The following is a 19226-nucleotide window of genomic DNA, read 5'->3' on the forward strand; positions in this document are numbered from 1 at the left end:
ATATGGCACAGACGTGTGTCCCTTACGCCGCCTATGGCGGGGGACGCGAAAAAAAAGCCTGCCGAGAGGCAGGCTTTGGGGAGCGAGGCGGCGCCGTTCAGGCAGCCGCGCGGGACATGCGCTTGCGCTCGTTTTCCGTCAGATAGCGCTTGCGCAGGCGGATCGACTTGGGGGTGACTTCCACCAGTTCGTCATCGTCGATGAACTCCACCGCGTATTCCAGCGACATCTGGATCGGCGGAACCAGGCGGACGGCTTCGTCGGTGCCCGACGCGCGGATATTGGTCAGCTGCTTGCCCTTGATGGGGTTGACGACCAGATCGTTGTCGCGGCTGTGGATGCCGATGATCATGCCTTCGTACAGCGCGTCGCCGGGGTTGACGAACATGCGGCCGCGGTCCTGCAGCTTCCACAGCGCGTAGGCCACGGCTTCGCCGTTGTCCTGGCTGATCAGCACGCCGTTGCGGCGTTCGCCGATGCTGCCTTCGCGGGCCGGCGCGTACTCGTCGAAGATGTGGCTCATCAGCCCCGTGCCGCGCGTCATCGTCAGGAACTCGTTCTGGAAGCCGATCAGGCCGCGCGCCGGAATGCGGTACTCCAGGCGGGTGCGGCCGCGTCCGTCGGGTTGCATGTCCAGCAGGTCGCCCTTGCGGCGGCCCAGTTCTTCCATGACGCCGCCCTGGTGCGCGTCTTCCACGTCCACGGTCAGCAGTTCGAAGGGCTCGTGGCGCACGCCGTCGATTTCCTTGAACACCACGCGCGGCCGCGAAACGGCCAGCTCGTAGCCTTCGCGGCGCATCGTTTCCAGCAGGATGGTCAGGTGCAGTTCGCCGCGGCCCGACACCTCGAATACGGTATCGTCGCCGGTATCGCGCACGCGCAGCGCGACGTTGGACTTCAGTTCGCGATCCAGGCGATCACGCAACTGGCGGCTGGTGACGAACTTGCCTTCCCGGCCGGCCAGCGGCGAGGTATTGACCATGAAGTTCATGGTCAGCGTGGGCTCGTCGATACGCAGCATGGGCAGCGCGTCTTCGGCGGGCGAGGACGCATCCATGACCGTGGCGCCGATACCGATGCCTTCGATGCCGTTGATCAGGACGATGTCGCCGGCTTCCGCCTCGCTGACCACTTCGCGCTCCAGGCCCTTGAATTTCAGAACCTGGTTGATGCGGCCCTTGCCGCTTTCGCCATCGGGGCCGAAACGGTACTGCACGTCCATGCCGCTGCGGATGCGGCCGCGGTTGACGCGGCCCACGCCGATCTTGCCGACGTAGCTGCTGTAGTCCAGCGAAATGATCTGCAGCTGCAAGGCGCCGTTGGGGTCATCGTTACGCTGCGGCACATGCTGCAGGATGGCTTCGAACAGCGGGCGCATATCGCCTTCGCGCACGTCGGCCGTCATGCCGGCATAGCCCGACAGGCCCGACGCGTAGATCACCGGGAAATCCAGCTGTTCCTCGGTCGCGCCCAGCTTGTCGAACAGTTCGAACGTCGCGTTGATGACGAAGTCCGGGCGCGCGCCCGGGCGGTCGATCTTGTTGACCACCACGATGGGCTTCAGTCCCAGGGCCAGGGCCTTGCGCGTGACGAAGATCGTCTGCGGCATCGGGCCTTCCACCGCATCGACCAGCAGCAGCACGCCGTCGACCATGGACAGCACGCGTTCGACCTCGCCGCCGAAGTCGGCGTGTCCCGGGGTATCCACGATATTGATGTGGGTGCCCTGGTATTCCACGGCGCAGTTCTTGGCCAGGATGGTGATGCCGCGTTCCTTTTCCAGGTCGTTCGAGTCCATGACGCGTTCGGTCAGGGCCTGGTTTTCGCGGAAGGTGCCCGATTGGCGCAGCAGCTGGTCGACCAGCGTGGTCTTGCCGTGGTCGACGTGGGCGATGATGGCGACGTTGCGCAAGGCGCGAGTCATAGAAGATCCTTTAAGGTGAGGCGGGCGCCAGGCCCGCCGGCAATTCATTCAGGGGCAGCAAGGCCCGCTTGGGGTCGGCCATGGCCTGCAGCGCATCCAGCGTGACCGCGCCATCCAGCGCGAACGGACCCACCTGGGTACGGCGCAGGGCCACCAGATGCGCATGGCAGCCCAGCGCCCGGCCGATGTCCTGGGCCAGGGTACGTATATAGGTGCCCTTGCTGCACAACACATCTATTTCCGCCGTCATGCCGTCGCAGCTCAGCAAGTCGACGCGATGCAAGGTCACCTGTCGGGCCTCGCGTTCCACTTCCACGCCGGCGCGCGCGTACTCGTACAAAGGCTTGCCGTCGCGTTTCAGGGCGGAATACATGGGCGGAATCTGCGTGATGGTGCCCAGGAAACGTGACAGCACATCGCGCAAGGCGGTCTCGTCCACCCCCGTGAAACCTTCCGGGGCCCGCGCCACGACGTTACCCGTCAGGTCGCCGGAGTCGGTTTCCTCTCCGAAGCGCAGCGTGGCCCGATAGCCCTTGTCCGCGCCCAGCATCACGCCGCACAGCTTGGTGCCCTTGCCCATGCAGCACACCAGCAGGCCCGTGGCGAACGGATCCAGCGTACCGGTATGGCCGGCCTTGGCGGCGTCCAGCGTGCGGCGCGCGCGCTGCAAGGCATGATTGCTCGACAAGCCTTCGGGCTTATCCAGCAGCAGGACACCGTCGAGCATCAGCCCGCGTCGTTTGGCCATCGTCTTATCCGAGAAAAACGCCGTGACGACAGCCCCTCAGGACTGGTCTTCCGGTTCGTCGGGCTCTGCCCGGTAGGAACCGGGCTGGTTAGCACGATCGATCAACTGCGACATTTCGATGCCGCGCGCGACCTGCTCGTCATGGAAGAACCGCAGCGTCGGCACGGTATGGATATGCAGCATGCGGTACAGCTGCGAATGCAGCCAGCCCGCCTTGTCATTGAGCAAGCCTTCGGCGACGGCCGGTTCGGCGCCCAGCACGGTGAAGTACACCTTGGCGTGCGCGTAATCGGGCGACAGCTCGACACCGGACAGCGTGATCAGCCCTGCCCGCGCGACGTCGAGTTCGCGCTGGATCAGTCCGGCCAGATCCTTCTGGATCTGGTCGGCCAGCCGCAGGTTGCGGCCGGGGATCGCTTTGGATTTATGACGGCTCATACTGAGCGCGCGATGCCTACAGCGTCCGCGCGATTTCCTTGATCTCGAAGACTTCCAGCTGGTCGCCCACCTGGATGTCGTTGTTGCCACGCAGCGTCAGGCCGCAATCGAAGCCGGCCTTGACTTCGCGCACGTCATCCTTGAAGCGGCGCAGCGAATCCAGGTGGCCGGTCCAGGTGACGACGTTGTTGCGCAACAGCCGTACCTGCGAATCGCGACGCACCACACCGTCGAGCACCATGCAGCCGGCGATGTTGCCGACGCGGGAAACCGTGTAGATCTCGCGGATTTCCACCAGGCCGATGATCTCTTCGCGCTTTTCCGGCGCCAGCATGCCCGACATGGCCGCCTTAACCTCATCCACGGCGTCGTAGATGATGTTGTAGTAGCGCAGGTCGATGCCGTTGCCTTCCGCCAGCTTCTTGGCGCTCTGGTCGGCGCGCACGTTGAAGCCGATGACGACCGCATTGGACGCGATGGCGAGGTTGACGTCGCTTTCCGAGATACCGCCGACCGCGGCGTGCACGACCTGCACGCGCACTTCTTCGGTGGACAGCTTCTGCAAGGCGTTGACCAGCGCTTCCTGCGAACCCTGCACGTCGGTCTTGACGATCAGCGCCAGGGTCTGCGTGCCTTCGCCCATGTTGTCGAACATGGATTCCAGCTTGGCGGCCTGCTGGCGAGCCAGCTTGACGTCGCGGAACTTGCCCTGGCGGAACAGGGCGATTTCGCGCGCCTTGCGTTCGTCGGTCAGCACCATGAGTTCGTCGCCGGCGGCCGGCACATCCGTCAGGCCCTGGATTTCGACAGGGATGGACGGACCCGCGGTCTGCACCTGCTTGGCGTTTTCGTCCAGCATGGCGCGCACGCGGCCGAAGCTGGCACCCGCCAGCACGACGTCGCCGCGCTTGAGCGTACCGCTCTGCACCAGGATGGTGGCCACCGGACCGCGGCCCTTGTCGAGGCGGGCTTCGATGACCAGGCCCTTGGCGTGGGCGTTGACGGGCGCCTTGAGCTCCAGGATTTCGGCCTGCAGCAGGACGTTTTCCAGCAGATCGTCGATGCCCGCGCCGGTCTTGGCCGACACGTTCACGAAAGGCACGTCGCCGCCGTATTCTTCCGGCACGACCTCTTCCGCGACCAGTTCCTGCTTGACGCGTTCCGGATTGGCGTCGGGCTTGTCGATCTTGTTCACCGCCACGACCAGCGGCACGCCGGCGGCCTTGGCATGGTGGATGGCTTCACGCGTCTGCGGCATCACGCCGTCGTCCGCGGCCACCACCAGGATGACGATGTCGGTGGCCTTGGCGCCGCGCGCACGCATGGCGGTAAAGGCCTCGTGACCCGGGGTGTCCAGGAAGGTGACCATGCCGCGATCGGTTTCGACGTGATAGGCGCCGATGTGCTGCGTGATCCCGCCGGCTTCCCCCGCGGCGACCTTGGCGCGGCGGATGTAATCCAGCAGCGAGGTCTTGCCGTGGTCGACGTGGCCCATGACGGTGACCACGGGCGCGCGCGGCAGCAGTTCAGCTTCCTCGCCTTCGGGCGCGGTCTCGTCCAGAAAGGCTTCCGGGTCGTCCAGCTTGGCGGCGATGGCCTTGTGGCCGAGCTCTTCGACCACGATCATGGCCGTTTCCTGGTCCAGCACCTGGTTGATGGTGACCATCTGGCCCAGCTTCATCAATTGCTTGATGACTTCCGCGGCCTTGACGGACATCTTGTGCGCCAGGTCGGCCACGGTGATGGTTTCGGGCACGTGGACTTCGCGCGCGATGAATTCCTGCGGCGTTTGTTCCACCGAGCCGCCGCGACGGTCGGATTGCTGGTTGCGGCCACCACGGCCGCCCGACTTGCCACCGGCCTTGCCACCCGCGCGCCAGCCATCACGGCTGGGCGCGCCAGCAGGCTTGTCGGCCGGCTTCTTGCGCGCGCTGTCGTCGGTCCAGGTGGACGAGACTTCGGCAGTCTTGATGGTCTTCTTGGTGCCGGTACCGGGCGCCGGCTTGGCGTCCTTCTTGGCGCCGACACCGGGCTTGGCCGCGGGCTTGTGCAGCGTGCCCGACAAGGCGGCAGCGGCCGCGGCGGGCTGTTCCGGCTCGGGCGCACGCAGCACCTTGCGCGGACGGTTCAGCATTTCGCGCAGCGCGGCGGCTTCGGCCTCGGCGGTACGGCGGGCTTCGTCGCGTTGTGCCGTGCTCATCGTCTGGGCGGGCGAGGCGGAGGGCGGCGGCCCACGGCGGGCGTCGCCAGGGCGCGGGCCCTTCGACACGGTGGGCTTCGGGGCGACGGGCATGCCCGGACGCTGGCGATCGTCCTGGCCGGCCGGCGACGGCGCGGCAGCGGGCGATGCCTTGGATGCAACGGGACTTTCGGTTTCGGGCTTTTCGGAAACCGCGGTGATATCTGACGTGTTCACGGACTCTTGCGGGACAGCTTCGACCGGCGGCTCGGCGGCGGGGCCGGCGGCGGCTGCCACGGGTGCCTCGTGTTCGGGTTCCGGCTGGATGGATACGGGCGCGGCCTGCGGTTCCTGCGCGGTCGCGGTTTGCTCGGCGACGTCCGGCTTGGCGGCGGAATCGTCCGCCGGCGCCGGCGTTGCCGCTTCGGCGACAGGCGCGGGCGCCTGGGGTTCGGTCGCGGCGGGCGCGCTGGCTTCGACGACCGGCTCGCTGGCTACGGGTTCCTGCGTCGCCACCGGCGTCTCGACGGTGGGCGCCGTCGGAGCGTCCGCCGTGGAAGCGGCCGCCGTGGAAACGGGCGCGGCATTGGCGGCCGGCGCGGCCGTTTCAGGCACGGGCGTGGCAGCGGGTGCGGTGGCCGAGGCGGGTTGCTCGGCCGCATCGCCCTGGCCGCGCGCGGCGGCGGCTTCGGCGGCGAGTTCGGCCGGATCGCGTTTCACGAACACACGCTTCTTGCGCACCTCGACCTGGATTGTGCGCGAACGCCCGGTGGCATCCGCCTGGCGGATTTCCGACGTCTGGCGACGCGTCAGCGTGATTTTCTTGCCCTCGGCGGCCCCGCCATGCGCGCGGCGCAGCGAGTCGAGCAGTTTCGCCTTGTCGCTGTCGGTGACGGCATCGTCCACCGATTTGAGGTCAACACCGGCCGAGCGCAGCTGGTCCAGCAGCACATTGGCAGGCATTTTCAGCTCGGTAGCGAACTGGGCGACGGTATTGCTCGACATTAGGCTTTCTTCCTGTGTACGGCGATATAACAATATGACTCGGCGCAATCCAAAAAAACAAGTTCGGGAAGGCCTCCTGGCTGGATCGCCAGGATGGGGCCTTCCCCCGGTACCACTACTTTTCCTCGTCGAACCAGTGCGCGCGTGCTCGCATGATGAGCTCGCTGGCCTGGCTTTCGTCGAGGCCCGAGATTTCGGCCAGCTCATCCGTGGAGAGCTCGGCCAGGTCGTCGCGGGTATGCACCTTACGCTCCGCCAGGCTCGCGGCCAGTTCGGGCGTCATGCCTTCAAGTTCGAGCAGGTCCTGGGCGGTTTCAATACGCTCTTCCTGGGCGATGGCTTCGGTCAGGAGGGCATTGCGCGCGCGGGTGCGCAACTCGTTGATGGTGTCTTCGTCGAACGCTTCGATTTCCAGCAGTTCCTGCATGGGCACGTAGGCGATTTCTTCGAGACCCGTAAAGCCTTCATCGATCAGGATGTCGGCCACTTCTTCGTCCACGTCCAGCTTGCTCATGAAAGTGCCACGCAAGGCGGAACGTTCGACTTCCTGCCGGTTCTGGCTTTCTTCCGGCGTCATGATGTTGATCTGCCAGCCTGTCAGCTCGGAAGCCAGGCGTACGTTCTGGCCCTTCGCGCCGATGGCCTTCGGCAGGTTTTCCTCGTCGACCACCACGTCCATGGCGTGCTTGTCTTCGTCCACCACAATGGACTCGACATTCGCCGGCGCCAGCGCGCCGATGACGAACTGCGCGGGATCCTCGGACCACAACACGATGTCCACCTGTTCGCCGCCGAGCTCATTGCGCACGGCGGTCACGCGCGAACCGCGCATGCCGACGCAGGTGCCGATCGGATCGATGCGCTTGTCGTAGGCGACGACGGCGATCTTGGCGCGCACACCGGGATCGCGCGCGGCGGCCTTGATCTCCAGCAGGCCCTGTTCGATTTCCGGCACTTCGTTTTCGAAGAGCTGGCGGATGAATTCCGGCGACGTGCGCGACAGGATCACCTGCTGGCCACGCGCCGCATGGTCGATGCGCAGCACGTAAGCCCGCACGCGATCACCCACGCGCATGTTTTCCTTCGGGATCATTTCCGAGCGCGGCAGGCGGGCTTCGATCTTGCCCGTTTCGATGATGGCGTCGCCCTTGTCCATGCGCTTGACGGTGCCGGACACGATGGTTTCGCCACGTTCCAGGAAGTCGTTCAGCACCTGTTCGCGTTCGGCATCGCGGATTTTCTGCAGGATCGCCTGCTTGGCCGCCTGCGCGCCGATACGACCGAACTCGATGGGTTCCAGTGGTTCTTCGATGTACTCGCCGACCTGGATATTGGGCACGGCTTCCCGCGCGTCGGAATACATTTCCTGCTTGTCGGGTTCCTGCAGCCCCGCTTCATCGGGCACGACGAGCCAGCGACGGAAACCTTCATGGCTGCCGCTGTCACGATCGATGGAAACACGGATGTCCGCGTCTTCCTTGAAGCGCTTTTTCATGGCCGAAGCCAGCGCGCTTTCCAGCGCTCCGAACACCACTTCGCGCGACACGTTCTTTTCGCGCGCCAGAGCGTCGACCAACAGAAGAATTTCGCGACTCATCGCTTTTTGCCTTTGAAATCCAGGACCGGATCCAGCTTGGCGCGCTCGACTTCGTCGAACGTAAAGTTCACCACCTGGATATCGTCCTTCTTTGCCTCAAATTCCACGCCGAAAACCGCCTTGCCCTGATCCTGCTCCGGCGCTTGCGCGGACGCGACCAGGGTGCCGGTAAAGACCTTGCGGTTTTCCACGGCCTGCCGCAGCTTGACTTCCACGCGCTGCCCCGCGAAGCGATTGAAATCGGCTTCGCTGCGCAATGGGCGATCCACGCCGGGCGAACCGACCTCCAATCGCTTGTAATCGATGTTTTCGACTTCGTAGACCCGCGACAACTGACGCGAAACCTGTTCGCAATCTTCGATGCGCACGCCTTCCGGGCGGTCGATCGTGACGCGCAGCAGGCCGAGCGCGGCCCGCTCGACGTCGACGAGTTCGACGTCCATGCCGGATAGCGCTTCCTGGGTCAATGCGAATAAATCAGCCATATACTCGAAAAAAATGGGCTGCAAGCCCAGCCCATTCTTGTTAATACTCTCGCGAAGATTTTCGCAAACACGTTCGCAAACGCGTTCACGAACACTCTCGCCGATGCTGTGATCACTTCTTTATTGCTTTTATCGCGCGGCGCGGTCGCCCCACGAAACCAGCAATCTTACCACAAATTGGGCAAAATTGCCTGATGCGTCCAGGGTTTACGTATTCGGGGCCGGACTGCTACCTACCTTGATCCGCGACCGCCCCTTCCACCGATGACGCCCAGGCGCGACTCGTGGGCCGCCGCGCCACGCGGCTGCCAGTCGTCGCCGCGGCCGCCGCCGCCGCCGCCGCCGCTACCGCTACCGCCGCCACCGCCGGGACGCGGCCCCTTGGCGTTGCCATTGCCCCGCTTCTTGCCGGGAGCGGCATTCTTTCCGGGTGCGGCATTCTTGCCCGGGCGGCCGCGCTGCGGCCCCTTGCCTGGCGCGCCAGGATGGCCCTGCCCGGCCTGCCCTTGTCCTGCGTGGTTGCCAGGATTCGCTCCCGCGGCATTCGCCGCCGCGCCGTTGCCGCCGCCTGGCTTGCCCTTGCGCCCGGACTTCCCGCGCGCCTGATGTTGCCCGCCGGGAGCATGGCCCGCGGCCTGCCCCGGCCCCTGGCCCTGCCCTTGTCCCGGACGCTTGCCCGGCCCGCGCCGTTGCTTGCCGCCGCGTGGCGCGCCATCATTGCCCATGGGATGTCCATTGGCATAGCCGCCGGTCACCAGCAGTCCGGTGCCGAAGGGATCGGATGGGTAGGACATGCCGCCCAGCGGATTCTTGGCCGCGCGGCCTCCGCCCTGAAGCTTGCCGCGGCGGCCGATGCGGGCGCCGTTCATGCCATTGTTCTGCAAGGTGCCGAAGCCGGGCGGCAACGCGCTGTCGTGCGATTGCGGCTGCTTGGGGCGCCGGCCGCTTTCGTCGTCGTCGCGCAGGAGGCCGAGCTGCACCATGAGCGCGGTGACCAGATTGGGATCGAGTTCTTCCCAGCGGCCGCGCCGCAGGTTGCGCGGCAGGACGACATCGCCGAAACGCGTCCGGATGAGCCGGCTGACCGTCACGCCTATCGCCTCGAACATGCGGCGCACTTCACGGTTGCGGCCTTCGTTCAGCGTGACGCGATACCAGCGGTTGCTGCCCTCGCCGCCCAGGTAGTCCAGCGATCCGAATGCGGCCTTGCCGTCATCCAGGTCTATGCCTTCGACCAGGGACGCGCGCTGCGCGGCGTCCATTTCACCCAGGACACGGACGGCGTATTCGCGTTCCGCGCCATAACGGGGGTGCATGATGCGATTCGCCATATCGCCCGACGTGGTGAAAATCAGCAGGCCTTCCGTATTCAGGTCCAGGCGACCCACCGACAGCCATTTGCCGGTGCGCAGCTTGGGCAGGCGCGCAAACACGCTGGCGCGTCCGCCCGGATCGTCATGGCTGACGATTTCGCCAGCGGGCTTGTGATACAGGATCACGCGCGGCGGCTTGCGGGTATTGACGCGCGTGATCAGCTTGCCGTTGACGCGCACCTGGTCGCCGGCGGCGACGCGCTGCCCGATATGGGCAGGCTCGCCGTTCACGGACACGCGTCCGGCGACGATCAGCTCTTCCATTTCGCGCCGCGAGCCCACGCCGGCGTCGGCCAGCACCTTGTGCAGCTTGGGCATCACGGCTTCGCTGTTCAGGTACTTGTTCAGGCGCTGCTCCATGCGGGCAGTCTTTTCGAGGTAGGCCAGGGCCTGTTCGGCTTCCCGTTCGTTACCCGGAGACACGGCTTCGGTATCTGCGGCGGAGCCATGGGGCTGCGTTGACGCGCCGGCCTCCGCCGTTGATTCCGCGCCCGACACGGCGTCGCCACGACGGCGACGGAAAGGCGTGCGCAGCTTGCGACCCTTGCCGCGGTTGCCCGGCACGGATGCGTCGCCATCCGGCGCGACGCTCATATTGGCCGATGCGGCGTCGGGCTGGCCTGATTGCGGCGCGGCATCATCATTGAAAGAAGCCGGCGCGTTGAAAGCAGCAGCCGACCCGCTTTCGGACCTGTAGGGCGCCAGGGCATCGTCGCGGGAGGTGGGCGGCGTGCCCGAAGGGGCGGCCGCGGCGCCGGCCGTGGAGGCCTGGAAGCCATCCCCGGCTTCGGCGGCTTCCGCTGTCTTGCGCCTGCGGGGCCGCTTGGGCGGCTCGGCTACCAACTGCTGCGCGGTCGCGGACGGCGCGGCGGTTTCGGCCGGAACGTCCAACGGCAGCGCGGCCTGGTCGGCGCCTGTCGAAGCACGCGGTTTGCGGGCCCGGACGCGGGGCGATCGCGTGGCAGCGGCATCGCCGGCGGCCTGCTCGGCCGCTGCGCCATGCGAGGCACCCTCGGCCGACGCTTGGGGCGCATCGCTGGGGATACCGGCGGCCGCATCGTCGGCCTTTGCGGCGCGCGGGGTCCGCGTGGAGACGCGGGTTGCCGTCTTGCGCGGGGTTTTCCGCGCGGGTGCCGTGGATTGCGCCTCACCCGCGGCTTCCAGCGGGGCGCCGGCCGGCTCCGCGCTGCCTGCCGCGTCGGCGACCGGCGTGGCCTCGTGAGGGGTGGCGGCGGGATCGGTCTTGGCGCGCGCCGGGCGGCGAGCGCGGGGACGCGGCGCCGGCGTGGCGTCCGCGGTGGCCGCGCCAGCGCCGGCATCCTGCGTGGGTGCGCCGGGCGTCGTAGCGCCGGGCGTCGTAACGCCGGGCGTGACTGCCCCGCCTTTATCACGCTGATCCATGACATCGTCCTGCACGTTCTTATTGATACTCACTGGGACTACTCCAGAATTCACTCTTTACGCGGCGCGCCGGGCGCGTCGTCATTGTCTTTGTCGGTCTGCCCAGGAGGGATCTCGGGCATCTGGCCGGGCACGGGCGGTTCGATTTCGGGCTTCGGATCGGTGGGTTCGATCTCGGGGCTTCCACCGGGCGGCTCGATTTCGGGGTGCTGGCCGGGCGGCGTGATTTCCGGGCGATGGCTGCCAGGCTCGATGGTGTCGTGGTCGGGGACGGGAATTTCGGGCTCCTCCGGCGTGGGGCCGGTGGCGGCCTGCACATCGGCCGCGGCGGTTTGCAGGCCTTCCGTATCAGCGTCGGCTTGAACAGGATCGGCTTGAGTTTCGGTTTCCGCGTCCGCTTGGGCAGCGTCCGCTTCGGTTTCGGTTTCGGTTTCGGCGTCGGCTTGGACGCCGTCCGCTTGGGTTTCGGCTGCAGCGTCGGCCTGGACAGCGTCCGCTTGGGTTTCAGGTTCGGCGTCGGCTTGCGCAGTGTCCGCTTGCGCTTTGGCCTGAGGGGCGGCCTGGTCATCCGCCTCGCCGTCGGCGGACTGTTGAACATCGGCCGCGACGGCGATGCCGCCGGTCAGGTCCAGCCCTTCCAGCGCGGCCATGGCGCCGCCCGGCTCCAGCGGCGGCAGCTCATCCAGCGCGCGCAGCCCGAGATCGTCGAGGAACTGGCGCGTCGTGCCGAACAGCGCCGGACGCCCCGGGGCGTCGCGGTGGCCGATGACTTCGATCCAGCCGCGGTCTTCCAGGGCCTTCACGATTTGCGACGACACCGTCACGCCGCGGATATCTTCGATATCGCCCCGCGTCACCGGCTGCCGCCATGCCACGATGGCCAGGGTTTCCAGTACGGCACGAGAATATTTGGGAGGCTTCTCAGGGCTGAGGCGTTCGAGATAGCGTTGCATGGCGGGACGGCTCTGGAAACGCCAGCCGCCGGCCAGCGATATCAATTCCAGTCCACGATCTCTCCACGCGGCTTGCAGGCTTTCCAGCAGGCTATCCAGACGGTCGTTATCGATGCCGTCATCGTCGGTAAACAGTCTGCGCAACTCGCCACGCGGCATGGGTTGCGGCGCGCACAACAGCGCCGTTTCTATCACCAGGGTTGCCTCGCTATCGTTCATCGATATGTCAATTCATCGTGGTTGGAAAGGCCTTCGACTTGCCAAGGCTGAAAAACTGAAGTAATATTTCTTTCTCCAGACGCGGGGTGGAGCAGTCTGGCAGCTCGTCGGGCTCATAACCCGAAGGTCGTAGGTTCAAATCCTGCCCCCGCAACCAAACAGTACGCAGACAAGGCTTGGCAAATCCGCCAAGCCTTTTTTGCTTTGCGGACCGAGTAAGCATTTCGGCATGCACAGCGGTTTCAGCACGCACGGCGCCGCCGGAATGGGCTTGACCATGGACGTGTCCATGACCACGGGCATATGCATGGGAAGAGTCGCGCGCGCTACTCTGCCATGTGGCACGAGCCTGCGCGACACCGATACACGTCTGTGCGTAAGCAGCCGCTGACCGCGGCTTGAACCTGAAAAACGCTAGCAAGAAAACCTCGGCCAAGAAGGCTGGTTTGCGATACCAAGCGGTGCCGAGGAATGCAAACGCAACCCCGAACCGGAAATGCCGAAAGGAACGAATTGGCAACGGAGACGGACGGACAGTATCCGCGTAGCCCTTGCGGGGATACCTGGTGCGGCATCTAAGAAGTGAACTGAGCCGTCCGGCATTACCCCGATTGTCGGAGCGTCTTTTTATTGCCGTTTTAACCCTGCGTGTCGACGGAGTGGCGAAAGCGGGGCGTGATACATGCGAAACACGCGAAACACCGCAACAGTCTACCGGGGCATGCCCATCTTTGGCCGTCTGTGATCAAGCCAACCGCCTGCAGGAACCCACAAATTATACCCGCATTAACGATTTCATAGGAGAAAAATCCCCGGGACCAGATGCTGTTGGATGCGCGCATCGAGCGCGGCGCCAGCGAGCCCCCGGGCGATGAAAACCAGGCGCGCGTCCTCCCTGCCCTCGGGCCATCCGGACAGGGGCACGATGGGATAGAGCTGGTCATGCACGCCATGCACCGCGCTAGGAGCGACATCGCCATCGAAGCGGACCAGCCCCTTCATGCGCAGCAGCGATTGGCCGAGTTCTGCTTGCAGGGCCGAGATCCCGCGCACGAACGCCGCGCGCGGCACCGATGGCCGCAGCGCCAGCGTCGCCACCGCGACATTGTGGGGCGTCCGCGCGGACATGGCGCCACCGCGCCGCTGGCCGCCGAAACCATGCCCCGCCAGCCACGACGCGCCCCCTGCCCCGCCAGCGGCTGGCGGACGCACGCGGTACGGGCGCTCCGCCAGCAATCCGTCAGGCAAGGCGCCGCCGGCGTCCAGCACGTGCACCCGGGCTGTCGGATTGACCTGCGACACGGCCAGGCGGGCCGCCTCCAGTTCGGCAGCGGACGCCAGGTCGGCCTTGCTGATGGTCACCTCGTCCGCCAGCGCAAGCTGTTGCGCGGCCTCGGCTTCATCGTCGATCTGCGCGGCGACCCGCTGCGCGTCCGCCACGGCGATGGTGCCGTTGTAGACGTACCGTTCAGCCAGGAATGGCTCGTGACGCAGCGTGAACAGGATGGGCGCGGGGCTGGCCAGGCCGCTGGTTTCGATCAGCACGTGCGGGAAAGGCCGGATGGCGCGACGCAGCGCCAGCAGGAACAGGTCGCGCAAGGTATCGACCAGGCCGCCGCGAACCACGCAGCAGATGCAGCCACCCGCCACGACCCGGACGTTGTCGCTCACATGGCGTACCAGGTGATGGTCCACGCCTATGCTGCCGAATTCATTGATGATCACGGCCGCCTGTGCGTACCGCGGGTCGCGCAGCATGCGGTTCAGCAGCGTAGTCTTGCCACTACCCAGGAACCCGGTCAAGACGGTGACGCCTATACGGGCGTCGGGCGTGCCCGCAGATGTCAAGGACAGACCGCGACCGCGTTCACTTCGATCAGCGCGCCGTAGTGCAGCGCCGTAGTGGGGACCACCGTACGCGCCGGCCGAGCGTCGCCCATCACCGACTCGTACACGGCATTGACCTCGCCCCAGAGCGAGACATCGGGAATGAAGACCTGCACGCTGACCAGATTGGACAGCGACGTGCCGGCCGCCTCCAGGATCGCGCGCACGTTTTCCAGGCACTGCCTGGCCTGGGCCGCGATGCCATCCGGCAGGATGCGTTCGCCGCCAGGCGCGTAGGGCAACTGGCCGGAGACGAAGACAAAGCCATTGGCCTTGATGGCTTGCGAGTAATGCCCGGCGGGCAGCGGCGCGTCGATGGTCTGGATGCGTTCGATCATGGTGGGTGACGGGTAGGGAAAGGGGCGTACCGCAGTGGATGTACCGCAGGGTGTATGGCCATCATACCGGGTTCACCCGTATGGATGGCCGCAACCGCGCGGCACCATCGCGGATCGCGATGGTGGTTTTCCCAAAAACCACGCCACGGCCCCGACGCAGCATGCATCATTACTCGCCGCGATGCCTGGCGTCGACGAGCAAATAAAAAACAGAAAGGAGACATACATGAAGAGCCTGTTGGCAGTGGCGCTGTGCGCCGCGATCGCCTGCGGCACGGCCGCCGCCCAGACGAAGACGCCCCCGGAAAAGAAGGAAATCAAGATAGGCGCGGCATCCACGGGCATTACCTACCTGCCCGCCATCATCGCCAGGCAGCTCGGTTACTTCCGCGATGAAGGACTGGATGTGACCATCGCGGCGTTCTCCGGCGGCTCCAAGGCGCTGGAAGCCATGCTGGGCGGCAGCACGGACATGACGGCGGGCGCCTACTCCAACACGCTGACGATGGCGGCCAAGGGCCAGAAACTGGTGACCATCGCGGCGCAGGTGGTCTGCCCCGGCTGGGTCTTCGGCGCATCGAAGAAGAACGTCGACAAAGTGAAGACGCCCGCCGACCTGAAAGGCATGCGGGTAGGCGTTAGCGCGCCCGGCTCCAGCACGCACATGGTCGTCAACTACATCCTGCACAAGGCCGGCCTGAAGCCCGACGACGTGTCCATCATAGGTGTGGGCCAGGCCGCCGGCGCGGTCGCGGCGGTGCGCGCGGGCCAGATCGACGCGCTGATCGTCAACGACCCCGTCGCCACGGTGCTGGTCGATGGCGGCGATCTCAAGCCTCTGGCGGAGATGCGCAGCGCCGACGGCAACAAGCAGGTCTTCGGCGCCGACTATCCGGAATCCAGCATCTACGCCACCAGATCCTTCGTCGACAAGAACCCGCGCACCGTGCAGGCGGTCGCCAACGCCATCGTGCGCGCCGAGCACTGGATGGCCAAGGCCACGCCGCAGCAGCTGGTGGAGACGGTGCCGGCCGAGTATGTCGTCGGCGACAAGGACCTGTATGCCAGGTCGTTCCAGAACAGCCGCCGCTGCCTGTCGACGGATGGCGTCATCACGGATGAAGGCGCGCGCACCGTGCGCGACGTACTGGCGGCCTTCGATCCGTCCATCGGCGCCGCGCATATCGACCTGGCGGCCACCTACGACAACCGCTACGTGAAGAAGGCCGGGGAAACACAGCAATGAGAGGAGCCATGCTGCGCAGTATCGACACATCCATGCATGCGACGTCCCGACAAGCGGCTCCCGTGCGCCAGGCGCTGCATTTCGATGGCGTGACCTGCACCTTCGCCAGCAACGAAGGCCGCGGCCAGACCTACACCGCGGTACGCGACGTCAACCTGGCAATACGCGACGGCGAGTTCGTTTCCGTGGTCGGTCCCACCGGCTGCGGCAAATCCACGTTGTTGAATGTCGCCGCCGGACTGATGCGGCCTTCGTCGGGCACCCTGAGCATCTTCGGCGAGCCCTTGGCGCAGGGGCTGAACAAGGACGCATCCTACCTGTTCCAGGTGGATGCCCTGATGCCCTGGAAAACCGCGGAAGACAACATCGCCGCGGGCCTGGTCTTTCACGGCACGCCGAAGGCGCAGGCGCTCCAGTCCGCGCGCGAATGGCTGGAGCGCGTCGGGCTCGCGGGCCACGGCAGGAAGTATCCCCACCAGATGTCCGGTGGCATGCGCAAGCGCGCCGGCCTGGCGCAGGCCTTGATACTGAACCCGCGCATCCTGCTGATGGACGAGCCCTTCAGCGCCCTGGATATCCAGACCCGCCACCTGATGGAGGACGAGCTGCTGCGCCTGTGGTCGGCCGACCGCAAGTCCGTGGTGTTCGTCACGCATGACCTGGAAGAAGCGATTTCGCTGTCCGACCGGGTCGTCGTGCTGTCGGCCGGCCCCGGCACACGCCCCATCGCGGAATTCGAGATCGACCTGGAGCGTCCGCGCGAAGTCGCCGAGATCCGCATGACGCAGCGCTTCCTGCAGCTGCATACCGAGATATGGGAAGTACTCAGAGGGGAGGTCCTGAAAAGCTATGCCAGCGCTCGCTCTTGATCCGAACAACCGTGTCCTGGTGCTCGCCACCCGGCTGTTGCTGCTGGCGGGCGCGGTCTTCCTGTGGTGGTTGGGGACCAGCCAGCAATGGCTGTCGCCCTTCTTCTTCGGCGATCCGCTGGGCGTGGCGCAGCGCATCGTGACCTGGTTCGCCAGCGGCTCGATCTTCATCCATCTGTACACCACGCTGATCGAAACGCTGCTGGCCTTCGCCATCGGGACGATACTCGGCCTGGGATGCGGATTGTGGCTGGCGCTGAACCCCTTCCTGGCGGTGGTGACCGACCCGTTCATCAAGGCCTTCAATTCCATGCCGCGGCTGATCTTCGCGCCCATTTTCGCCCTGTGGTTCGGCCTGGGCATCTGGTCCAAGATCGCGCTGGGCGTCACGCTGGTGTTCTTCGTCGTGTTCTTCAATGTGTTCCAGGGCGTGCGCGAAGTCAGCCCGGCGGTGTTGTCGAACACCCGCATGCTGGGCGCCAGCTCGCGGCAACTGATGCGGCACGTCTATATGCCGTCGGCGATGAGCTGGGTGTTCTCCAGCCTGCACAACGCCGTGGGCATCGCGTTTGTCGGCAGCGTCGTCGGCGAATACCTGGGATCGGAAAAAGGCGTCGGCTACCTGATCCTGCTGGCCGAAGGCGTCTTCGACATCAACTCCGTGATCGCCGGCATCCTGCTGTTGACCGTGTTCGCGCTGGTGCTGGACACCACGGTCTCGCTGTTCGAAGACCACTTCATGCGCTGGCGCCCCGTCGCTGGCCAGACCGTGGCCGCCAGCGCCTGACAGCCGCGCCGGGGCCACCTGCCCTCGCATTGGACATCCGTGGCGTAGCCCGCCGGGAACTATGTAAAACACAACAAAGGAAACGTATCTTGCAAACGAACTCGATCGCTTTGACCGGCCGCGTGGCCGTGGTGACCGGCGGCGCACAGGGCATAGGACTGACGGTGGTGCGTCGCTTCCTTGAGTCGGGCGCGCGCGTCGCCATCTGGGACGTCAACGCCGACGCGCTGGCCAAGGTGAAGCAGGAATTGGGCGGTGCCGGCCGCGAGGTGCACACCGAGCACGTGGACATCGCCGACTATGCCAGCGTGGAAGCCGGCGTGGCCAACACGCTGCGCGCGCTGGGCAAGCTGGAGATCCTGATCAACAACGCCGCCATCGTCGGGCCCAACACCACGCTGGCCGAGTATCCGCTGGACCAGTGGCGCAAGGTCATCGACATCGACATCAACGGCACGTTTTATTGCTGCCGTGCCGTGACCCCCATCATGATCGCGCAGAAGTACGGCCGCATCATCAACGTGGCGTCGATCGCCGGCAAGGAAGGCAATCCGAATGCGGCGGCCTACAGCTCGGCCAAGGCCGCGGTCATCGCCATGACCAAGTCGCTGGGCAAGGAACTGGCCGCGCACGACATCGCCGTCAATTGCGTGACACCGGCCGTGGCGCGCACGCCGGGCGCCATGGAACAGCAGTCGCCCGAGCACATCGCCTACATGCTGAGCCGCATCCCCCGCGGCCGCTTCCTGGAGCTGAACGAAGCCGCGGCGATGATCGCCTGGCTGGCCAGCGAGGAGAACTCCTTCACCACCGGCGCGGTCTTCGACCTGTCCGGCGGCCGCGCCACTTATTGAGCGGCCACCGCGCCGTACCGTGTTCTTCGCCGGCGGCACCTGGCCGCCAGGCGCTTTCCACGCACACAGGAGTTGAGAATGAAGTTGCTACGCTACGGCGCCAAGGGACAGGAAAAGCCGGGCCTGCTGGATGGGCAGGGCCGCATACGCGACCTGTCCGGGCACATCGCCGACGTCGGCGCCGCCGCGCTGTTGCCCGACACCCTGGATCGCTTGAAGAAGATCGACGCCGAATCCCTGCCCCTGGTGCCGGGCAAGCCGCGCTTCGGGCCCTGCGTCAGCGGCACGGGCAAGTTCATCTGCATAGGGCTGAACTACTCCGACCATGCGGCCGAGACCGGCGCGACGGTGCCGCCCGAGCCCATCATTTTCATGAAGGCGACCAGCGCCATCAGCGGGCCCGACGATCCCATCGAGATCCCCCGCAATTCGGAAAAGACCGACTGGGAAGTGGAACTGGGGGTGGTCATCGGCAAGCCGGCCAAATACGTGCCGGAAAGCGAGGCCATGGCGCACGTGGCCGGGTATTGCCTGATCAACGACGTATCGGAACGCGCCTTCCAGGCGGAACGCCAGGGTCAATGGACCAAGGGCAAGTCGGCCGACACCTTCGGCCCCATCGGTCCCTGGCTGGTCACGCCCGACGAGATCGCCGACCCGCAGGCCTTGCCGATGTGGCTGGAGGTGAACGGGCATCGATACCAGAACGGCAGCACGGCCACCATGGTGTACGGCGTGCGCTACCTGGTGTCGTACCTGTCGCAGTTCATGTCGCTGCAGCCGGGCGACATCATATCCACCGGCACGCCGCCGGGTGTCGGCCTGGGCCAGAATCCGCAGGTGTACCTGAAGGCCGGCGACGTGGTGACGTTGGGTATCGAAGGACTGGGCACGCAACGGCAGGACGTGATTCAAGGATAGGG

The 19226-nt window shown here is 65.8% G+C and carries 15 protein-coding genes and 1 tRNA gene; 6 read left to right on the forward strand and 10 right to left on the reverse strand.

Features of this window, described 5'->3' with window-relative positions:
* Positions 1-97 precede the first annotated feature (97 nt).
* The 8 genes from typA to scpB form a co-directional block, all read right to left on the reverse strand.
* On the reverse strand, positions 98-1924 hold the full coding sequence (typA, locus tag CAL12_RS18415; RefSeq protein ID WP_086065955.1) for a translational GTPase TypA: 1827 nt from the start codon (positions 1922-1924) through the stop codon (positions 98-100).
* 10 nt (positions 1925-1934) lie between these two features.
* Positions 1935-2672, reverse strand: a complete 738-nt coding sequence (gene truB, locus CAL12_RS18420) for a tRNA pseudouridine(55) synthase TruB (protein ID WP_086065956.1) — start codon at positions 2670-2672, stop codon at positions 1935-1937.
* A gap of 36 nt (positions 2673-2708) precedes the next feature.
* Complete coding sequence (gene rbfA, locus CAL12_RS18425; RefSeq protein ID WP_086065957.1) at positions 2709-3110, reverse strand: 30S ribosome-binding factor RbfA; 402 nt, start codon at positions 3108-3110, stop codon at positions 2709-2711.
* Between the two features lie 16 nt (positions 3111-3126).
* On the reverse strand, positions 3127-6294 hold the full coding sequence (gene infB, locus CAL12_RS18430; RefSeq protein ID WP_086065958.1) for a translation initiation factor IF-2: 3168 nt from the start codon (positions 6292-6294) through the stop codon (positions 3127-3129).
* A gap of 115 nt (positions 6295-6409) precedes the next feature.
* Complete coding sequence (gene nusA, locus CAL12_RS18435; protein WP_086065959.1) at positions 6410-7891, reverse strand: transcription termination factor NusA; 1482 nt, start codon at positions 7889-7891, stop codon at positions 6410-6412.
* Positions 7888-8376 (reverse strand): ribosome maturation factor RimP, encoded by a 489-nt coding sequence (gene rimP / locus CAL12_RS18440; RefSeq protein WP_086067974.1) that lies wholly within the window; start codon positions 8374-8376, stop codon positions 7888-7890. Before rimP ends, nusA begins: the two co-directional genes overlap by 4 nt.
* 233 nt (positions 8377-8609) lie before the next feature.
* Positions 8610-10454 carry a 23S rRNA pseudouridine(2605) synthase RluB gene (rluB, locus tag CAL12_RS18445; protein ID WP_420042795.1) on the reverse strand — a complete coding sequence of 615 codons (1845 nt, stop codon included), beginning with the start codon at positions 10452-10454 and terminating at the stop codon, positions 8610-8612.
* Positions 10455-11200: 746 nt separating this feature from the next.
* Positions 11201-12322 carry an SMC-Scp complex subunit ScpB gene (gene scpB / locus CAL12_RS18450; RefSeq protein WP_086065960.1) on the reverse strand — a complete coding sequence of 374 codons (1122 nt, stop codon included), beginning with the start codon at positions 12320-12322 and terminating at the stop codon, positions 11201-11203.
* A gap of 80 nt (positions 12323-12402) precedes the next feature.
* Between scpB and CAL12_RS18455 the strand changes: the two genes are divergently transcribed.
* A tRNA-Met gene (locus tag CAL12_RS18455) sits at positions 12403-12479 on the forward strand.
* 638 nt (positions 12480-13117) lie between these two features.
* Here CAL12_RS18455 and CAL12_RS18460 read toward each other — a convergent pair.
* On the reverse strand, positions 13118-14125 hold the full coding sequence (locus CAL12_RS18460; protein ID WP_232464565.1) for a CobW family GTP-binding protein: 1008 nt from the start codon (positions 14123-14125) through the stop codon (positions 13118-13120).
* A gap of 41 nt (positions 14126-14166) precedes the next feature.
* Positions 14167-14547, reverse strand: a complete 381-nt coding sequence (locus tag CAL12_RS18465) for a RidA family protein (protein WP_086065961.1) — start codon at positions 14545-14547, stop codon at positions 14167-14169.
* Positions 14548-14773: 226 nt separating this feature from the next.
* On the opposite strand from CAL12_RS18465, the gene CAL12_RS18470 reads away from it, so the two are divergent.
* From CAL12_RS18470 to CAL12_RS18490, 5 genes are all read left to right on the forward strand, one after another.
* On the forward strand, positions 14774-15793 hold the full coding sequence (locus CAL12_RS18470) for an ABC transporter substrate-binding protein (RefSeq protein WP_086065962.1): 1020 nt from the start codon (positions 14774-14776) through the stop codon (positions 15791-15793).
* A gap of 32 nt (positions 15794-15825) precedes the next feature.
* Positions 15826-16662: an ABC transporter ATP-binding protein gene (locus CAL12_RS18475; RefSeq protein WP_086067976.1), complete on the forward strand. Its 837-nt coding sequence runs from the start codon at positions 15826-15828 to the stop codon at positions 16660-16662.
* Positions 16643-17449, forward strand: a complete 807-nt coding sequence (locus CAL12_RS18480; RefSeq protein WP_086065963.1) for an ABC transporter permease — start codon at positions 16643-16645, stop codon at positions 17447-17449. Before CAL12_RS18475 ends, CAL12_RS18480 begins: the two co-directional genes overlap by 20 nt.
* 89 nt (positions 17450-17538) lie before the next feature.
* The gene (locus CAL12_RS18485; RefSeq protein WP_086065964.1) at positions 17539-18303 is read left to right on the forward strand and encodes an SDR family NAD(P)-dependent oxidoreductase; all 765 of its coding nucleotides are present in this window, start codon (positions 17539-17541) and stop codon (positions 18301-18303) included.
* A gap of 78 nt (positions 18304-18381) precedes the next feature.
* Positions 18382-19224 (forward strand): fumarylacetoacetate hydrolase family protein, encoded by an 843-nt coding sequence (locus CAL12_RS18490; RefSeq protein WP_086065965.1) that lies wholly within the window; start codon positions 18382-18384, stop codon positions 19222-19224.
* Positions 19225-19226 lie beyond the last annotated feature (2 nt).

It is taken from the genome of Bordetella genomosp. 8, from assembly GCF_002119685.1.
GTDB lineage: Bacteria > Pseudomonadota > Gammaproteobacteria > Burkholderiales > Burkholderiaceae_B > Bordetella_C.